This window comes from Pseudomonas sp. MYb13 (genome assembly GCF_002980075.1).
Classification (GTDB): domain Bacteria; phylum Pseudomonadota; class Gammaproteobacteria; order Pseudomonadales; family Pseudomonadaceae; genus Aquipseudomonas; species Aquipseudomonas lurida.
The window spans coordinates 21,672-40,094 of record NZ_PCQI01000008.1 but is presented as its reverse complement, the minus strand read 5'-3'; the positions used below and the strand labels follow the sequence as shown (position 1 = coordinate 40,094).

Sequence of the window (18,423 nt, the reverse complement as noted above, 5' to 3'; positions counted from 1 at the left end):
GTTCGGCCTAAAGCCAGGGCTTGTGAAAATCCCCAGGTAAATGAAGTGCCAAACGTGGGAGCGGGCTTGCCCGCGAAGGCGGAGTGACAGTCGATACATTCATTGACTGATCCGACGCATTCGCGGGCAAGCCCGCTCCCACCTTTAGATTTGTGTCAGCTTGGCGGCCAACGCCTTGGCCTGGATCGCCACATCGGTCACCGCCGTACTCTCCCACCACATCCCCCGCAACGGCGGGCCCATGGCGAACAACCGCTGGCTGACCCGCCCCTGTGCATCCATCACGGCCCCGCAGGCATCTGCCGCAATCCCCAACGCCAGCGGCCCGGGCTGGATCAGGCCACGCTTGAGCAACTGTTGCGGCAATGGCCGAGCCACCCGGCGCCAGTCGTATTCGATGCCACTGGAGTTGATCAGCGCTGCGCCCGAGACCAGGGTGATCCCTTGCTCGCCGCGATGACGCAAACGAATGGTCACGCCTTCAGCCGAAGGTTCCAAGCCCTTGAAGGAGGCAGCCCGGATGCGCAACCGCCCCTCGTCATGCAAGCGCGCCACCAACTGCGCGCTCAGCGGCGGCGAGCGGTGGTGATGACTTTCCCACCACGGCCGCACATGCCTCACGAACTGGCGTTTCTCCCGCTCGCTGGCCTGGCTCCACAACCGGCCGATATGTGCACGCACCGTGTCCAGCGGCGCTTGCCAATCGATCCCCTGCGCTTGCGCAATGCCACATTGCCGACGCACCTCGCGCAGCAATTGCCGTGGGCTGCGCAGGCGCTGGTCCTCGCCGAGAAAATCCACCCAGCCCGGCGGTTGCCGGCGCACATGAGGCAGTAGGCCGTGGCGCGAGAAAACCTCGATCGGCCCACGATGCCCAGCCTGCTCCAGGGAGACTACGGCGTCGACCATGGTGAGCCCGGAACCGATGATCAGCACCGGCGCTTGCGGGTCAATCTGGGTCATCGCTTGCACGTCCCAGGGGTCAACCGCCGTCGCGTTCAACCCGCTGGACTGGGTCTGCGGTGTACGCGCCGCCGGGAACATGCCGGTGGCCAGTACCACAAGCCCGCCGCGCAGTGGCTGGCCGTTATCGAGGGTCAGCAGCGTTGAGGCGTCCTCCCTTTGCAGGTCGACCACTTCGCCGCGCACGTGCTCAACGCTGGAGGCGGAACGTGCCTTTGCCTCGGCCAGGCGTTGCTGGGCATACAAACCAAATATCCCGCGCGGCGGGAATAGTTCGCTGATCGGCACGTGCTGCTGGTCCGACTCGGGCCAGCCGCCAGCGCCGATGTAGTCGGTGAGCCATTGGGTCAGGTCGTCGGGGTTGTCCGGGTCTACGCTCATGCGCGCCGCATTGCCGTTCAAGGTGTGGCCCAGTTCGACGGCGCTGTAGGCCTCGCCACGCCCCAGTTCAGCGCGCGGCTCGATTACCAGGATCCGGCGCTTGCCGGGCAGGCGCAAGAGTTGCACGGCCAGCATCGTGCCGCTCAGGCCGCCGCCGATGATCAGCACATCAGCGTTGCGGATGGATTCAGTCATGCAGGGTCGCCCTTACTGTTTGCCCAGGTAAAAGTCATGCAAATCGCCGCGCGCCAGCAGTTCAGCGGCGCTGCCACTCAAGGCTACGCGCCCAGTATCCAATACGTAGCCGTGGGACGCATAGGTCAACGCAACGTTGATATTCTGCTCGGCGACCAGGAAGCTCACCTGCTGCTCGCGGTTGAGCTGCGCGATGATCTCGAAAATCTCCTGCACGATCATAGGCGCCAACCCCATGGACGGCTCGTCGAGCAGTACCAAAGCAGGACGGGTCATCAACGCCCGGCCGATGGCGACCATCTGTTGCTCGCCGCCCGAGGTGAGCCCGGCGCGGGTGTGGCGCTTGGTCTTGAGCCGCGGGAACCAGGCATAGAGGCGTTCCAGGTCGTGTTCCATGTCCCGGCGGCTCAAGCGCCTGACAAAGCCGCCGCTGCGCAGGTTGTCCTCGACGGTCAACTGGCCGAACACATGACGACCTTCCAGCACATGGACCATGCCCTGGCGCACGCGTTGGCTGGGGTCGATCCCGGCCAGGTCGACGCCTGCGTATTCGATCACCCCACGGCTGACCTCGGCCCGCTCGGCACGCACCAACCCCGAGATGGCCTTGAGCGTGGTGCTCTTGCCGGCGCCGTTGGCACCAAGCAAGGCCACGATCGCGCCCTTGGGCACGTTCAGCGACACCCCGGCCACCGCGAGGATCGCGCCGTCGTAGATCACTTCGATATCGTTGACGGTCAGCAGCGACGGGCGCGCGACGTCGATGGCGGGTTGGTTCATGGTTTATTCATCCCCGGTGCAGGTACGCGGCGCCAGGCCTTTTTCCTTGGCGAACGCGGCTGACTTTTCATCGATCAACGGACGCAACAGCGCGCGGTCGGCGGCGATCCAGTCGCTGATCAGCGTCCAGTTGGCGCCATCCCACTGTTGCACCCGCGCCGAGCCGCCGCCTTCGTGATCGCGGCACGACAGCTTGAGGTTCTGCATCAGGCCCAGGTAGCCCATGTCTTTCAAGCGCGCGTCGTCGATGTTCAGGTGCTCCAGGCCCCAGCGGCCTTCTTCGCCATTGAGCGGGCGCTTGCCGAACTTGGCCTGGCCGGTGCGAATCGCTTCCACCGCGACCGCGGCATTCACCAGGCCGGAGTTGTAGTAGACGCTGCCGAAGTTCTTCAGGTCCTTGAGGTCACTGTGGCCCTTGTCGAGGATGTACTGCTTGAGGCGTTTGTGGATCTCGAAATCAGCCCCGGCCGGGTATGGCGTCAGGGCCAGGTAACCCTTGGCGGCGGCACCGGCAGGCAATACGTCCTCGCTGGAGCTGGCCCAGATGTCGCCGACGATGTGGTCCACCGGGAAGCCGAAGCGCGCAGCGGTCTTTACCGCGACCGGTGTGGACACGCCCCAGGTGCGCAGGAACACCCAGTCCGGGTTGGCCTGGCGCACCTGACGCCATTGCGCGGATTGCTCGTTGCCTGGGTCGGCGACCGGGATCTGGATATTGTCGAAACCGTATTTTTCCGCCAACAACTTCAGCGGTCCGAGGGTCTCGCGACCGTAGGCCGAGTCGTGGTAGACCGTGGCGATCTTCTTGCCCTTGAGTTTGTCGAAACCGCCTTCACGCTGGGCGATGTAGTTCACCAGCGTCGAGGCTTCGCTGTAGAAGGTCAGCATCACCGGGAAGTTATAGGGGAATACCGTGCCGTCGGTGGCTTCGGTGCGGCCGTAGCCGAGGGTGATCAGCGGGATCTTGTCCACTTCGGCGCGCTCGCTCAGCGCATACGCCGCCGGTGCGCCGTTGGGTTGGTACACCGCGACCGGCGCGCCATCCAGGCCATTCTTGAAGCGCTCGTAGCACTCGATGCCCTTCTCTGCCGTCCACTCGGTCTCGCACTCCTGCCACACCAGCTTCACACCGTTGATGCCGCCTTCGACTTCGTTGATGTAACGCAGGTAGTCGATCATCCCGGCCCACACCTGCACGCCACTGGAGGCATACGCGCCAACGCGGTAGGTGGCCAGGGGGATGAATTGCTGGTCGGCCGAGGCCATCGCCGGGGGGACGGCACCGGCCAGGGATGCCAACGTAAACGCGGCGCCGATCAAGGAACGTTTCAAGGATGCACGCATGGGGGATCTCTATCAGTCAGTAAAAAAAGGTTCAGAAACGCAGCGGCCACTGCCGCACACGGTCACGCAGGTTGTGCAACAGGCGGATCAAGCCCTCGGGTTCCTTGATCAGGAACACGATGATCAACACGCCAAAGATAATTTTCTGCAAGTTCTGCAACTGCCCCGCATCCACCGAGCCACCGAACAGTGCCTGCCCGGCATGGCTGAGGAAGATCGGCAGCAGACTGATAAAGGCCGCGCCGACAAAGTTGCCAGCGATGCTGCCCATGCCGCCGATAATGATGATGAACAGGATCTGGAAGGAGCGATTGATATCGAAGCTGCTGGCGCTGGCCGTGCCCAGGTAGGCAAAGGCCCACAGCGCGCCGGCTATCCCCAGGTAGAACGAGCTGACCGCGAACGCCAGGCGTTTGTAGCGCACCACCGGGATGCCGACCACGGCGGCGGCGGTGTCCATGTCACGGATCGCCATCCAGTTGCGCCCGACCTGGCTGCGCACCAGGTTGATGGCGGTCCAGGTCAACAGCAGCACGGTGACCAGGGTCAGCAGGTAGCGGCCCAACGGCGTATTGAGGTCGTGACCGAACAACGCCAGCTTCGGCGCGGAGATGGTCCCGGACGAGCCGTAGTTGTAGAACCAGGGAAACTTGACGAACAGCCACTCCAGGAAAAACTGCGCGGCCAGGGTGGTGACCATCAAGTAGAAGCCCTTGATCCGCGAGCTGGGCAGGCCGAACAGCAAGCCGACCAAGGCGCTGATGATCCCACCGCCCAGCAACGCCACCGGCAACCCCAGCTCCGGCAGGCGCAGCAGGAACCCGTAGGTGGCAAACGCGCCCACGGCCATGAAGCCGGCGGCCCCGACAGAGGTCTGGCCGGTGTACCCGGTGAGCAGATTAAGGCCCAGCCCGGCCAGCGACAGCACCAGGAACGGGATCAGGATCGCATTCAGCCAATAGTCATTGCCCCACAGCGGCACCACGACAAAGGCCAGCACCAGCAGGCCGATCAAGGCCCAGGGGATGCGCCGCTGGATCAGCAGCAGCGGCGCGGTTTCTTGAACAACGGGGATTGACATGGTTTCAGACTCGCTCGATGGCGCGCTCGCCAAACAGGCCGGCGGGACGGATATACAGGAAGGCCAAGGCCAATACGTAGGCGAACCACGGCGTGATACCGCCGCCGATCAACGGGCCGATGTACACCTCGGCGAGGTTTTCCGCCGCACCGACAATCAGCCCACCGACAATCGCCCCGCCAATCGAGGTAAAGCCGCCGATGATCAGCACCGGCAAGGCCTTGAGCACCACCAGCGACAGCGAGAACTGCACGCCCTGGCGCGCGCCCCACAGCAGGCCCGCCACCAGCCCGACGATCCCGGCCACCGCCCAGACGATCTGCCAGATACGGTTGAGGTTGATGCCGATGGACAGCGCCGCCGTGGTGTCATCCGCCACTGCCCGCAGTGACACACCGATGCGGGTCTTGTTGAACAGCAGCGCCAGCACCGTCACCAGCACCACGGCGGCTGCGGCGGCAATCAGGTCGAATTGGCTGAGCATCAGCGGGCCGACGAACAGCGGCACGTCGTCGATGCCCAGGTCGAGGGCGCGCACCTGGGAGCCCATCAAGCCCTGGGCCAGGCCTTCGATAATGAACGACAGGCCCAGCGTCGCCATGAACAAGGTGATCTGCGAACGGTTCACCAGCGGCCTCAAGACCAGACGCTCGATGAGCAAGGCGCCGATGATCATCACGATCACGGTCAAGAGCAGCGCCAGGGCAAACGGCACCCCCTGGTCATGCAGGCTGACGAAGGTCAGCGCGGCAAACAGCAGCATCGAGCCCTGGGCGAAATTGAACACACCACTGGCCTTGTAGATCAGCACGAAGCCAATGGCGACCAGGGAGTACATGGTGCCGGCGAGCAGGCCACCGAGCAGGGTTTCGAAAAAAAAGGTCATGCGTTTACCACTCCCAGGTAGGCCGCGATCACCTCGGGATTGGCCTGCACGTCGGCCGGCGTGCCGTCGCCCACCTTGCGCCCGTAATCGAGCACCACCACGTGGTCGGACAAGCCCATCACCACGCCCATGTCGTGCTCGATCAACACCACGGTGGTACCGAGGTCGCGGTTTACGTCAGCGACGAAGCGCGCCATTTCCTGTTTTTCCTCGGCGTTCATGCCGGCCATGGGCTCGTCCAGCAGCAACAAGCTGGGGCCTGCGATCAACGCCCGGCCCAGTTCCACGCGTTTTTGCAGGCCGTAGGACAGGTTGCCCACCAGCACATCCCGGTGGGCTTGCAGTTCAAGGAATTCGAGAATGCCCTGGGCGCGCAGCCGGAACCCCTCGGCTTCCCGGCGCGCGCGGGGCAAGCCCAGCGCTTGCTCGATAAAGCTGCTGCGCATATGCCGTGACAGGCCGGTGAGGATGTTGTCGAGCACGCTCATCTTCTTGAACAGCGCGTTGTTCTGGAAGGTGCGGCCGATACCTCGCCGCGCGGCGCCCAATGGGTCGATGCGGTGGAAGTGCTGGTCCTCGAAGACGATCTCACCGGCATCAAAGCAATACACGCCATTGAGCACATTGAGCAACGAGCTTTTACCGGCGCCATTGGGCCCGATCAATGCACAGATCTCGCCGCGCGCCACCTCGAAGGACAAGGCATTGATCGCCTTGACACCCTTGAACGACAGCGAGATATCCCGTACCTGGAGAATGGCCTGGCTCATGCGATGTCCCGTGTGAATTCAGCCAGCCAGGTTGGCTCGGCGGTCGGTTTAAGCGGCTGCCAGATGTAGGCCAGGCGTTGGAAACCCAGCAGCTTGCGCACGCGGTTTTTCAGCAGGCGGCGCAGGCCGCTTTGTGGGTGCGCGATGGCCCAGTCGCACAGGCGTCGGCGCCAGGTGCCGTGAGGGGCGAGGCGGCTTTCGATATCATCGGCCAGGTGCTGCAAACGCGCGGGCGACAGCAGCAGGCCGGTGGGCGCGACTTCACTGCGATCGCGCCGCGCCGAGGCCAGGCTTTCCGGAAATGCCAAGCCATGGCCGCTGTTGAGCCATTGCTCCAGCACCACGGCCAAGCCACCTTGCCAATGGGTGCCCTCTTCGCTCCACAACGCGGTTTCGCCCGAGGGGTGCCACCAGCGGGCGAGGTGTTGGGCGGGTGCCAACGGGCCGAGCAACTGGGCGAAATCCAACAGATTGGCCGACCGCCAATGCCGCGCGTACTGGCGGCCCAGCGCGTATGAATGGGTGGGACGAATGCGCCACAGGTGTTGCTGCAGCGCCTCCGGTTCCAGGTCATCGGCCAGGGTCAGCACTTGCCCGCCGATGGATTGCGCCGCCAGCGCCAGCAACAACAGGTTCGGCTCGAATGCACCGCTGAGTGCCAGCCGCGACTGCTCGCTGAAACCCTGCTGGCGCAAACCATCGGCCAGGCGCTCGACGTCACGCAAGGCATCGATCCAGCGCCACGCGTACCACTGCCCCTGGCGCTTGTGGCGCAGGGCGGTGTGCAGTGGTGTGATCTGCGCCCAGTGGCGCAGTTGTTCCAACGCCTTGGGCAGGTCGCCGAGCAGCTCGGCGGGCCATTCCAGGACCAGCGGACGTTTGAGTTCGTGCACGCTCATAGGGGGGTGCTCCTATTCAAGTGATGTGCGTGCGGTGGTCCGCTGGCCGGGATCGATCAAACAATAAAGATCAAACGGTGGGCGCTGGCTTGCCGGCGATGGCGGGCTGTCAGTGGAGACATCTCTGGCTGCCCCACCGCTATCGCCGGCAAGCCAGCGCCTACATTGACCGAGGTGTTCCAATCATAGGGTGGTGGCTTTGAGGTCGCGGTAGCCGGCGCCAGGATGGTTAGAGGCCAACCTCGCACCGTCGCCAAACAGCTTCTCGCGCAAAGTGCCCGGGGCGTATTCGGTCTTGTACACGCCGCGCTTCTGCAACGTCGGCACCAACAGGTCCACGGCGTCGATGAAGGTTTCGTGGGTGAGCGCATAGGCCAGGTTGAAGCCGTCCACATCGGTCTCCTCGACCCATTCCTGCAGCAGGTCCGCTACGGTTTCCGGGCCGCCGACGAACAAGGGCCCAAAGCCGCCGATGCCAACCCAATCGGCCAGCTCGTTCGGCGTCCAGACCTTGTTCGGATCCGCCGTGGAGAAGGCTTCCACCGCCGATTGGATCGCGTTGGTGTGCACATGCTTGAGCGGCTCATCGGGCTTGAACTGGCTGAAGTCGATGCCGGTCCAGCCGGAGATCAACGCCATCGCACCTTCGTAGCTGACGTAGGATTTGTATTCCTCGAACTTGGCCTTGGCCTTCGCATCGGTCTCGCCGACGATCACCGTCTGCAGGTTGAAGATCAGGATCTTCTTCGGATCGCGCCCGGCCTCGGCAGCTCGGCGGCGGATGTCGGCGACGGTCTTTTTCAGCAGGACCTTGGACGGCGCGGCGACGAAGACGCACTCGGCCTGCTCGGCAGCGAACTGCTTGCCACGGCTGGACGCGCCAGCCTGGTAAAGCACCGGCGTGCGCTGCGGTGACGGTTCGCACAGGTGAATGCCGGGGACCTGGAAGTGTTTGCCGACATGACGGATCTCGTGGATCTTGCTCGGATCGCTGAAAATCCGGCGCTCGCGGTCGCGCAGCACCGCCCCCTCCTCCCAACTGCCTTCCCAGAGTTTGTAGCAGACCTCCAGGTATTCCTCGGCGTAGTCGTAGCGTGCGTCGTGTTCAGTCTGGGCCTTCTGGCCGAGGTTCTTGGCGCCGCTTTCCAGGTACGAGGTGACGATGTTCCAGCCAATACGGCCCTTGGTCAGGTGATCCAGGGTGGAGAGACGGCGGGCGAACGGGTACGGGTGTTCGAACGACAAAGACGCCGTCAGGCCGAAGCCCAGGTGTTCGGTGACCAACGCCATCGGCGCGATCAACGACAGTGGGTCATTGACCGGCACCTGGGCCGCCTGGCGAATCGCCGCGTCGCCGTTGCCGTTGTAGACATCATAGATACCCAGCACGTCGGCGATGAACAGGCCATCGAACTTGCCGCGCTCGAGGATCTTGGCAAGGTCAGTCCAGTATTCCAGGTCCTTGTACTGCCACGAACGGTCACGCGGATGCGCCCACAGCCCAGGGGATTGGTGGCCGACACAGTTCATGTCGAAGGCATTCAAGCGGATTTCACGGGACATCAAAGCACTCCGTTGAGGTGGTAGTTGCCGACAACCTGGTATTTCCAGCGCAGAGGGTCATCGAGGGTCGGCGGCAGTGCAGTGCGTTGGCCGGTCAGTTCGAATTCGGCGTTGCTGGCAGCGATCAGGGCTTCGGCGGCGGCGATCTGCGCCTCGGTGGCGGCGACCGGGCTGGGATGGGTGTCGGCGCGCTCAGCCAAGGCGGCAGCCACATCGACGCGGATCTGCAGATCGCCGAAGCGGCTGATCACATAAGGGTCGTCGCTTTTCTCGACGTGGCGGCGGGTGCTGTCCAATAGTTGGCGCGCCTGATTCAGCACGGGGCTCAGTGGGGTCATGGGCAGGTCCTCAGTTCCAGGCGTGGCGAGCTGGCTTCACGCCGTTGAGCACGAAGTTGCCGATCAGGTGGTATTTCCAGCGGGCCGGGTCGTGCAGGGTGTGGGTGCGTGCGTTGCGCCAGAAGCGGTCAAGGTTATGTTTGCCGGTCACCGAACGGGTGCCGGCCAGTTCGAAGAGTTTGCTGCTGGCGAGCAAGGCGGTTTCCGCCGACAGCACTTTGGCCTGGGCGACCACCAGCGAGGCGTGGGCCACGCTGTCTTCATTCGGCTCGGCGAGAGCACGGTCCACGGCCTGGCCAGCCTTGGCGAGAATGGCTTCGGTGCCGTGTGCGCGCCATTCCAGGTCGCCGATGGCAGCGATGGTGAACGGGTCTTGCCAGCCGTGATCCTGATGGCTGTCGATCCACGGGCGCGCCTGGCGTGCGTAAATCTTCGCCTGCTCCAGGGCGCCCAGGGCGATGCCCGTGTCGACCGCTGCCTGGATAATCTGCGAGATGGGACCGTTGGCGGTGGGTTGGTCGAAAGCCTGATGGGCGGGGATCACTGCGCTGCGGGGCACGGTCACACCGTCGAGGGTCACGCCGCCGCTGGCGGTGGTGCGCTGGCCGAAGCCGTCCCAGCTGTCGATGACCGTCAAGCCCGGGGTATCGCGCTCGACGAAGGCGATAAACGCCTGGCCGTGTTCGTTATTGCCGACCGTCGGCACGATGTGGGCGAACAGTGCGCCGGTGCAGTAGAACTTCTCGCCGTTGATTTGCGCGCTATCGCCATGGAAGCGAATCTGGGTGTCGAAGGTCCCGGCATGCTTGCTCTTGGCTTCGGAGAAGGCGTTGCCGAAACGGTAGCCGGCCAGCACCTTGCCGAAATAGTGGCGCTTTTGTTCCTCGGTCGCGGTTTGCAGCAGGATGTCCACCACACCCAGGTGGTTCTGCGGGATTTGCCCCAGGGACGGGTCGGCGGCGGAGATCAATTTGATCACCTCGGCCACGGTCACATAGGACACCTCGGCGCCGCCGTAGGCCTTGGGAATGGTGATGCCCCACAGGCCGCTGGCGGAGAATTCGTCGAGCTCGGCGACCGGCAGGCGACGCTCACGGTCGCGCTCGCTGGCCTCGACGGCAAACCGTGCGGCCAGGCGCGTGGCGACTTCGATGGCTTCCGCGTCCGAGCGGATGATATGGGCAGGGTGTTGAGGGTGGGCTGACATGGGCCGACTCCAGGCTCCTAGGGAATGACCTGGTAATTGCAGGAGTCGTGCCTGAATTTAATCGCCAATGAAATCAGCGGGTTGCTGGAAATTCAACGCAGGAGAGCGGGTTTCAAACCAGCAAAGTGTCCATCCACTGTTGCCGGGTGAACAGTTAGATCACCACGGTTCGCACGAAGCACACCGCCACGTCGCCGTCATTGCGATAGCCGTGGGATTGGCGGCTGGCGAACATGTAGAACTCACCGGCCGCGACGTGTTTTTCTTCGTCGTCCAGGATCAGGGTCAGTGCGCCTTCGTACACAAACAGCTGCACGCTCCAGCCTTCCGGGTCCGGCTCAGGGCTGTAGCGATCACCGGGCTCCAGGCGCATCTCCCACAATTCCACCTCGCGCCGGGCGTTGGCTTTGGCCAGCAACACCGCTTTGCTGCCGGGAATATCACCGGCCCAGGCCAGCTCGTTGATACGGCTGTGATCGGGCGCATCAGGCGCCTGGATCAGGTCGCTGAAGGCCACGTCCAATGCTTCGGCCACCCGGTCGAGGGTAGACAGGCTGACGTTCTTTTCACCGGCCTCGATGGCCACCAGCATGCGCCGGCTGACCCCGGACTTTTCCGAGAGCGCGGTTTGGCTCAAGTCGGCGGCATGGCGCAGGCGACGAACGTTCTGGCTGACGTGCTGCAGGACCGAAGCCCGTTGTGGATTTTCTTTGTGCACTATATTGCTCAATGGGTGGGTGTGCGCAGTATACTGCCCAGCGTGCGGCGCATTGTGCGGTCCGTGCCTTTCCCTTGCAAGACCGAGCCGCCATGACCACCGCAAACGCCTCCCCTCGTTTCAACCGTTTCAGCAAAGCCGAATGCATCCTGGTGGTGATCACCATGATCTGGGGCGGTACCTTTTTGCTGGTGCAGCACGCGATGACCGTCAGTGGACCGATGTTTTTCGTCGGCCTGCGGTTTGCAGCGGCGGCGATCGTGGTGGGGTTCTTTTCCCTGCGCACCCTGCGCGACCTGACCCTGTTCGAGTTGAAGGCCGGGGTCTTTATCGGCGTAGCGATCATGTTTGGCTACGGCTTGCAGACCATTGGCCTGCAGACGATCCTGAGCAGCCAGTCGGCGTTCATCACCGCGCTCTACGTGCCTTTCGTGCCGTTGCTGCAATGGCTGGTCCTGGGCCGGCGCCCGGGGTTGATGCCGAGCATCGGCATCATGCTGGCGTTCGCCGGGTTGATGCTGCTGACGGGGCCTGCGGGCGCTTCGCTGAATTTCAGCCCGGGTGAAATCGCCACCTTGATCGGTGCGGTGGCGATAGCGGCCGAGATCATTTTGATCAGCGCATTTGCCGGCCAGGTGGACGTGCGCCGGGTGACCGTGGTGCAACTGGCCACCGCGTCGCTGTTGTCGTTCCTGATGGTGGTGCCGATGGGTGAAGCACTTCCAGGGTTTTCGTGGTTGCTGCTGTTCAGCGCGGTGGGCCTGGGCTTGACCAGTGCGGTGATCCAGGTGGCGATGAACTGGGCGCAGCAAAGTGTCTCGCCCACGCGGGCCACGTTGATTTATGCCGGTGAGCCGGTGTGGGCGGGCGTGGTGGGTCGGATCGCCGGGGAGCGCTTCCCGCCGATTGCGATGGTGGGGGCGGCGTTGATTGTGGCGGCGGTGATTGTCAGTGAGATGAAGACCAAGGGACAAAAAGCCCTCGAATTGCGAGATGAGCGGGAACAGGAACAACAGGGTTAAGGTCCGACGGGATGCGGTGGCTGTCAAATCGCCATCGCGGGCACGCCCAGCTTCCACAGAGAGCGATGTGGCGCGCTGGAATGGGGTCGCCTGAAACAATGCTAAATGAGCGGTTTCGGCCTACCTTGTAGGATCCTGCCACATCTTGCCGTTTGGTGATCGTGAAAGCGGCACGTATGATGCATCCCAAACTCCCGCAGATTAGAAGCCTATGTCTTTGATAGTTCTACTGCTTCTGCCGTTTATTGGCAGCTGTCTGGCGGCCTTGCTGCCGCACAACGCACGTAACACCGAGTCCCTGCTGGCTGGCCTTGTGGCCCTGGTCGGTACCGTTCAAGTTGCCCTGCTCTACCCCCAGATCGCCCACGGTGGCGTGATCCGCGAAGAATTCATGTGGTTGCCCAGCCTCGGGCTGAACTTCGTGTTGCGCATGGACGGGTTTGCCTGGCTGTTCTCGATGCTGGTGCTGGGCATCGGCACGCTGGTGTCGCTGTACGCGCGCTATTACATGTCGCCGGACGACCCGGTGCCGCGCTTCTTCGCGTTTTTCCTGGCGTTCATGGGGGCAATGCTCGGCCTGGTGATCTCCGGCAACTTGATCCAGATCGTGTTCTTCTGGGAACTGACCAGCCTGTTCTCGTTCCTGCTGATCGGCTATTGGCACCACCGCGCCGATGCGCGACGCGGTGCATATATGGCGTTGATGGTCACCGGCGCCGGCGGCTTGTGCCTGCTGGCGGGCGTGATGTTGCTGGGGCATATCGTCGGCAGCTACGACCTGGACCAGGTGCTGGCGGCGGGCGACCAGATTCGCGCGCATTCGCTGTACCCGGTCATGCTGGCGCTGGTGCTGATCGGCGCCCTGAGCAAAAGCGCCCAGTTCCCCTTCCACTTCTGGCTGCCCCATGCGATGGCGGCCCCTACGCCGGTGTCGGCGTATCTGCATTCGGCGACGATGGTGAAGGCTGGCGTGTTCCTGCTGGCCCGCCTGTGGCCGTCGCTGTCCGGCAGCGAAGAATGGTTCTGGATCGTCGGCGGTGCCGGCGCCCTCACGCTCCTCCTCGGCGCCTACTGCGCCATGTTTCAGAATGATCTCAAGGGCCTGCTGGCCTACTCCACCATCAGCCACCTCGGGCTGATCACCTTGCTGCTGGGCCTCAACAGCCCGCTGGCTGCCGTCGCGGCCGTGTTCCATATCCTCAACCACGCCACGTTCAAGGCCTCGCTGTTCATGGCGGCGGGCATCATTGACCACGAAAGCGGCACGCGGGATATCCGCAAGCTCAGCGGGCTGGTGCGCTTGATCCCGTTTACCGCGACCCTGGCGATGGTGGCCAGTGCCTCCATGGCGGGCGTGCCGCTGCTCAACGGCTTCCTGTCCAAAGAAATGTTCTTCGCCGAAACCGTGTTCATTACCTCGACCGCCTGGGTAGAGTTTGCCCTGCCGTTGGTTGCGACCATCGCCGGCACGTTCAGCGTGGCCTACGCCCTGCGGTTCACCGTCGACGTGTTCTTCGGCCCTACCGCAACCAACCTGCCACATACGCCGCATGAACCGCCACGCTGGATGCGTGCGCCGGTCGAGCTGCTGGTGTTCACCTGCCTGCTGGTAGGGATCTTCCCGGCCCAGGTCGTCGGTTCGATCCTCGCTGCCGCCGCGCTGCCGGTGGTGGGCGGCGTGCTGCCGGAGTACAGCCTGGCGATCTGGCACGGCTGGAACGCGCCGATGATCATGAGCCTGGTGGCCATGTCCGGCGGCGTGGTGCTGTATTTGCTGCTGCGCAAGCAACTCAAGCGTGGCCGCTTCAAGTATCCGCCCGTGATCAGCTACTTCAACGGCAAGCGCGGCTTCGAGCGCAGCCTGGTAGTGATGATGCGCGGCGTGCGCCGGATCGAAAAACGCATCAGCACCAAGCGCCTGCAGACCCAGCTGTTCCTGCTGGTACTGGTCGCGGTCGTCGGCGGCATGATCCCGATGCTCAACAGTGGCCTCAGTTGGGGCGACCGGCCGAAGATCCCAGGGTCCATCGTGTTCGTGACCCTGTGGCTGCTGGCGATTGCCTGTGCCTTGGGCGCAGCCTGGCAAGCCAAGTATCACCGGCTGGCGGCCCTGACCATGGTCAGCGTGTGCGGCCTGATGACCTGCGTCACCTTCGTGTGGTTCTCGGCGCCGGACCTCGCGCTGACGCAGTTGGTGGTCGAAGTGGTCACCACTGTGCTGATCCTGCTGGGCCTGCGCTGGCTGCCACGGCGAATCGAAGAAGTCTCGCCACTGCCCAGTTCGCTGCGCAAGGCACGCATCCGTCGCCTGCGTGACTTCCTGCTGTCCACCGTGGTGGGCGGCGGCATGGCGTTGCTGTCCTACGCGATGCTGACCCGCCAGACACCCAACGATATCTCCTCGTTCTACCTCAGCCGCGCCCTGCCCGAAGGCGGCGGCAGCAATGTGGTGAACGTGATGTTGGTGGACTTCCGTGGCTTCGACACCCTGGGTGAAATCACCGTGCTCGGCGCCGTCGCGCTGACGGTGTACGCCCTGCTGCGCCGCTTCCGCCCCTCCAAGGAAAGCATGCAGCTGCCTGCGCAACAGCGCCAGTTGGCGCCGGACGTGGCCACCGACCTGGTCAACCCGCGCCAGGCCAGCGACACCGCGTTGGGCTTCATGATGGTGCCGGCGGTGCTGGTGCGCCTGCTCCTGCCAATTGCGCTGGTGGTGTCGTTCTACCTGTTCATGCGCGGCCACAACCAGCCGGGCGGCGGGTTTGTCGCCGGCCTGGTGATGTCGGTCGCGTTTATCCTGCAATACATGGTCGCCGGCACGCAGTGGGTCGAAGCACAGATGAGCCTGCGGCCGATGCGCTGGATGGGCTTCGGGCTGTTCTCGGCGACCCTCACCGGGCTTGGTGCGCTGTTTGCCGGCTACCCCTTCCTCACCACCCATACTTGGCATTTCAGCCTGCCGGTGCTCGGCGATATTCATGTCGCCAGCGCCTTGTTCTTCGACGTCGGCGTGTACGCCATGGTAGTAGGTTCCACGCTGCTGATGCTCACCGCCCTGGGTCACCAGTCCGTGCGGGCCCATAAACCGAGCAACCAGGCCAAAGTGGTTGCCGCAACGGAAGGAGCCGCCTGATGGAAGAAGTCATCGCAATTGCCATTGGGGTCCTGGCGGCCTCCGGCGTCTGGTTGATCCTGCGGCCACGGACATTCCAGGTGGTGATGGGCCTGTGCCTGCTGTCGTACGGGGTCAACCTGTTCATTTTCAGCATGGGCAGCCTGTTTATCGGCAAGGAGCCGATCATCAAGGACGGCGTGCCGCAAGACCTGCTCAACTACACCGACCCGCTGCCCCAGGCCCTGGTGCTCACAGCCATCGTGATCAGTTTCGCCATGACGGCGTTGTTCCTGGTGGTACTGCTGGCCTCGCGGGGCCTGACCGGCACTGACCACGTGGACGGCCGGGAGCCCAAGGAATGAATTGGGTCAACCAACTGATCGTCGCCCCCATCCTGCTGCCGCTGCTCACCGCCGCACTGATGCTGATGCTCGGCGAAAAACGCCGTCCGCTGAAGGCCAAGATCAATCTGTTCTCCAGCGTCATCGGCCTCGGCATCGCGATCCTGCTGTTGTACTGGACGCAAAAAGGCGGCCCCGGCTCGATTGGCGTCTACCTGCCGGGCAACTGGCAGGTGCCATTCGGCATTGTGCTGGTGGTCGACCAACTCTCGGCGTTGATGCTGGTGCTCACCGGGATCATCGGCGTGAGCGCGCTGCTGTTCGCCATGGCCCGCTGGGACCGTGCCGGTACCAGTTTCCATGCGCTGTTCCAGATCCAGATGATGGGCCTGTACGGCGCATTCCTCACGGCGGACCTGTTCAACCTGTTCGTGTTCTTCGAGGTGCTGCTGGCGGCGTCCTATGGCTTGATGCTGCACGGTTCCGGCCGTGCGCGGGTATCGTCGGGGCTGCATTACATTGCAATCAACTTGCTGGCCTCGTCGCTGTTCCTGATTGGCGCGGCGATGATCTACGGTGTCACCGGCACGCTGAACTTCGCGGACCTGGCGCTGAAAATCCCGCTGGTGCCCGAGGCCGATCGCGGCCTGTTGCATGCCGGTGCAGCCATCCTCGCGACAGCATTCCTGGCCAAGGCCGGCATGTGGCCGCTGAACTTCTGGTTGGCCCCCGCCTACTCTTCGGCCAGCGCGCCGGTGGCGGCGATGTTCGCGATAATGACCAAGGTCGGCGTGTACACCGTGCTGCGCCTGTGGACCCTGCTGTTCTCCGGCCAGGCCGGTGCGTCGGCGCTGTTTGGCGGTGATTGGTTGGTGTATGGCGGCATGGCGACCATCGTCTGCGCGGCGCTGGCGATGGTGGCGGCGCAGCGGTTGGAGCGCATGGCCAGCTTGAGCATCCTGGTGTCGGCCGGGATCCTGCTGTCGGCCGTGGGTTTCGCCCAGCCAAGCCTGACCGCCGGGGCGCTGTTCTATCTGGTCAGTTCCACCTTGGCGCTGAGCGCGCTGTTCCTGCTGGCTGAGCTGATCGAGCGCTCGCGCTCGGCCAACGACCTGCCGCTGGACGAAGAAATCGACGCGCTGCCCAAGGCCATGGAGTCCCTGCATCCAAGGCCCGGCGTCAACCTCGATGATGAGCAGAAAGCCGTGGTCGGCCAGGTCATTCCCTGGACCATGGCGTTCCTCGGCCTGAGCTTCGTCGCCTGCGCCCTGTTGATCATCGGCATGCCGCCGCTGTCCGGATTTATCGGCAAGCTCAGCCTGTTGAGTGCGCTGGTCAATCCGCTGGGCCTGGGCGTCAGTGTCGATGAACCGATTCGCCCCGCGGCCTGGGGCCTGGTGGCACTGCTGATCCTCTCCGGGCTCGCGTCGCTGATCGCCTTCGCACGGCTGGGCATCCAGCGCTTCTGGACCCCAGAGGAGCGCCCATCACCGCTGTTGCGCCGCTACGAGTGCGTGCCGATCTTCTTCCTGCTTGGCCTCAGCATTCTGCTGACCTTCAAGGCCGAACCGCTGATGCGCTACACCCAGGCCACCGCCGTCAGCCTGAACAACCCGGAACACTATGTGATGGCGGTGATGGCGACCCGTCCGGTGCCAAGCCCTGAAGCCCAGGCGGCCGCGCTGGAGGTGCAACCATGAAGCGACTGTTTCCTGCCCCATGGCTGTCCCTGGCGTTGTGGGTGTTGTGGCTGGTGCTGAACCTGTCGGTCAGCCCCGGCAACCTGCTGCTGGGCGCCGCCCTTGGCTTTCTTGCGCCGCTGATGATGGCACCGCTGCGCCCGTTGCCGATCCGCATCCGTCGACCCGGCGTGATCATCCGCCTGTTTTTCCTGGTGGGCCGCGATGTGATCGTCTCCAACCTGCAAGTGGCGTGGGGCGTGCTGATGTGCGGCTCGCGCCCGCCGCGTTCGCGCTTCATCAAGATCCCCCTCGACCTGCGCGACCCCAACGGCCTGGCCGCACTGTCGATGATCACCACGGTGGTGCCCGGCACCATCTGGTCGGAACTGGCACTGGACCGCAGCATCCTGCTCCTGCACGTGTTTGACCTGGAGGATGAAGCGCCCTTCATCGAGCACTTCAAGACCACCTACGAGCGGCCCCTGATGGAGATCTTCGAATGAGCGCCCTGCTCTCCAATGCGATCCTGTTCAGCCTGTTCCTGTTCTCGCTGGCCATGGTGCTGACGCTGATCCGCCTGTTCAAGGGCCCCTCGGCCCAGGACCGGGTACTGGCGCTGGACTACTTGTACATCCTGGCGATGCTGATGATGCTGGTGCTGGGCATTCGCTATGCCAGTGACACCTACTTTGAAGCGGCGCTGTTGATTGCGCTGTTTGGCTTCGTGGGCTCGTTTGCCCTGGCGAAATTCCTGCTGCGTGGGGAGGTGATTGAATGATGCCGTTGTGGATGGAAGTAGCCGTCGGGGTACTGCTGGTGTTGAGCAGCGTGTTTGCGCTGATTGGCGCCATCGGGTTGTTGCGGATGAAAGACTTCTTCCAGCGCATGCACCCGCCGGCGCTGGCGTCGACGTTGGGGGCCTGGTGCGTGGCACTGGCATCGATCATCTATTTTTCGGTGCTCAAGTCCGGGCCGGTGTTGCACGGGTGGTTGATTCCGATCCTGTTATCGATCACCGTGCCGGTGACCACACTGCTGCTGGCCCGCACGGCCCTGTTCCGCAAGCGCATGGCCGGTGATGATGTACCCGCCGAAGTCAGCAGCCGCCGCTGAGTCCTCAGAAACACAGAGGTCCAAA

The 18,423-nt window shown here is 63.7% G+C and carries 18 protein-coding genes; 7 read left to right on the top strand and 11 right to left on the bottom strand.

Annotated elements, in window-relative coordinates; all coding sequences use genetic code 11:
- Nucleotides 1-144: 144 nt before the first annotated feature.
- The 11 genes from CQ002_RS16010 to CQ002_RS15960 form a co-directional block, all read right to left on the bottom strand.
- Nucleotides 145-1,539 carry an FAD/NAD(P)-binding protein gene (locus CQ002_RS16010; protein WP_105162505.1) on the bottom strand — a complete coding sequence of 465 codons (1,395 nt, stop codon included), beginning with the start codon at nt 1,537-1,539 and terminating at the stop codon, nt 145-147.
- Nucleotides 1,540-1,551: 12 nt separating this feature from the next.
- On the bottom strand, nt 1,552-2,319 hold the full coding sequence (locus tag CQ002_RS16005) for an ABC transporter ATP-binding protein (RefSeq protein WP_034106902.1): 768 nt from the start codon (nt 2,317-2,319) through the stop codon (nt 1,552-1,554).
- A gap of 3 nt (nt 2,320-2,322) precedes the next feature.
- Entirely contained in the window at nt 2,323-3,663 is a 1,341-nt protein-coding gene (locus CQ002_RS16000; RefSeq protein ID WP_105162506.1) for an ABC transporter substrate-binding protein, read from the bottom strand.
- A gap of 31 nt (nt 3,664-3,694) precedes the next feature.
- The gene (locus CQ002_RS15995) at nt 3,695-4,744 is read right to left on the bottom strand and encodes a branched-chain amino acid ABC transporter permease (protein ID WP_105162507.1); all 1,050 of its coding nucleotides are present in this window, start codon (nt 4,742-4,744) and stop codon (nt 3,695-3,697) included.
- A gap of 4 nt (nt 4,745-4,748) precedes the next feature.
- The gene (locus CQ002_RS15990; protein WP_034106908.1) at nt 4,749-5,630 is read right to left on the bottom strand and encodes a branched-chain amino acid ABC transporter permease; all 882 of its coding nucleotides are present in this window, start codon (nt 5,628-5,630) and stop codon (nt 4,749-4,751) included.
- A complete protein-coding gene (locus CQ002_RS15985; protein WP_105162508.1) occupies nt 5,627-6,400 on the bottom strand; it encodes an ABC transporter ATP-binding protein in 774 nt (257 codons plus the stop codon). The genes CQ002_RS15990 and CQ002_RS15985 overlap by 4 nt, the downstream gene beginning before the upstream one ends.
- The gene (locus CQ002_RS15980) at nt 6,397-7,299 is read right to left on the bottom strand and encodes an AMP-binding protein (RefSeq protein ID WP_069077698.1); all 903 of its coding nucleotides are present in this window, start codon (nt 7,297-7,299) and stop codon (nt 6,397-6,399) included. The genes CQ002_RS15985 and CQ002_RS15980 overlap by 4 nt, the downstream gene beginning before the upstream one ends.
- A gap of 183 nt (nt 7,300-7,482) precedes the next feature.
- The gene (locus CQ002_RS15975; RefSeq protein WP_098466858.1) at nt 7,483-8,862 is read right to left on the bottom strand and encodes an LLM class flavin-dependent oxidoreductase; all 1,380 of its coding nucleotides are present in this window, start codon (nt 8,860-8,862) and stop codon (nt 7,483-7,485) included.
- A complete protein-coding gene (locus CQ002_RS15970; RefSeq protein WP_034106915.1) occupies nt 8,862-9,200 on the bottom strand; it encodes an acyl-CoA dehydrogenase in 339 nt (112 codons plus the stop codon). Before CQ002_RS15970 ends, CQ002_RS15975 begins: the two co-directional genes overlap by 1 nt.
- Nucleotides 9,201-9,210: 10 nt before the next feature.
- A complete protein-coding gene (locus CQ002_RS15965; protein ID WP_105162509.1) occupies nt 9,211-10,407 on the bottom strand; it encodes an SfnB family sulfur acquisition oxidoreductase in 1,197 nt (398 codons plus the stop codon).
- 154 nt (nt 10,408-10,561) lie between these two features.
- Nucleotides 10,562-11,125, bottom strand: coding sequence for a helix-turn-helix domain-containing protein (locus CQ002_RS15960; RefSeq protein ID WP_098466861.1), 564 nt, complete (start codon nt 11,123-11,125; stop codon nt 10,562-10,564).
- 92 nt (nt 11,126-11,217) lie between these two features.
- Between CQ002_RS15960 and CQ002_RS15955 the strand changes: the two genes are divergently transcribed.
- The 7 genes from CQ002_RS15955 to CQ002_RS15925 all read left to right on the top strand — a co-directional run bounded on the left by CQ002_RS15955 (nt 11,218) and on the right by CQ002_RS15925 (nt 18,398).
- Entirely contained in the window at nt 11,218-12,147 is a 930-nt protein-coding gene (locus CQ002_RS15955) for a DMT family transporter (RefSeq protein ID WP_034106921.1), read from the top strand.
- A 211-nt stretch (nt 12,148-12,358) separates the two neighbouring features.
- The gene (locus CQ002_RS15950; RefSeq protein ID WP_034106922.1) at nt 12,359-15,280 is read left to right on the top strand and encodes a monovalent cation/H+ antiporter subunit A; all 2,922 of its coding nucleotides are present in this window, start codon (nt 12,359-12,361) and stop codon (nt 15,278-15,280) included.
- Entirely contained in the window at nt 15,280-15,624 is a 345-nt protein-coding gene (locus tag CQ002_RS15945; RefSeq protein WP_003192163.1) for a Na+/H+ antiporter subunit C, read from the top strand. The genes CQ002_RS15950 and CQ002_RS15945 overlap by 1 nt, the downstream gene beginning before the upstream one ends.
- A complete protein-coding gene (locus CQ002_RS15940; protein WP_098466862.1) occupies nt 15,621-17,303 on the top strand; it encodes a monovalent cation/H+ antiporter subunit D in 1,683 nt (560 codons plus the stop codon). The genes CQ002_RS15945 and CQ002_RS15940 overlap by 4 nt, the downstream gene beginning before the upstream one ends.
- Nucleotides 17,300-17,788, top strand: a complete 489-nt coding sequence (locus CQ002_RS15935; RefSeq protein ID WP_034106927.1) for a Na+/H+ antiporter subunit E — start codon at nt 17,300-17,302, stop codon at nt 17,786-17,788. The genes CQ002_RS15940 and CQ002_RS15935 overlap by 4 nt, the downstream gene beginning before the upstream one ends.
- A complete protein-coding gene (locus CQ002_RS15930; RefSeq protein WP_005789171.1) occupies nt 17,785-18,063 on the top strand; it encodes a K+/H+ antiporter subunit F in 279 nt (92 codons plus the stop codon). The genes CQ002_RS15935 and CQ002_RS15930 overlap by 4 nt, the downstream gene beginning before the upstream one ends.
- A complete protein-coding gene (locus CQ002_RS15925; protein ID WP_034106929.1) occupies nt 18,060-18,398 on the top strand; it encodes a Na+/H+ antiporter subunit G in 339 nt (112 codons plus the stop codon). Before CQ002_RS15930 ends, CQ002_RS15925 begins: the two co-directional genes overlap by 4 nt.
- The last annotated feature ends 25 nt before the right edge of the window (nt 18,399-18,423 follow it).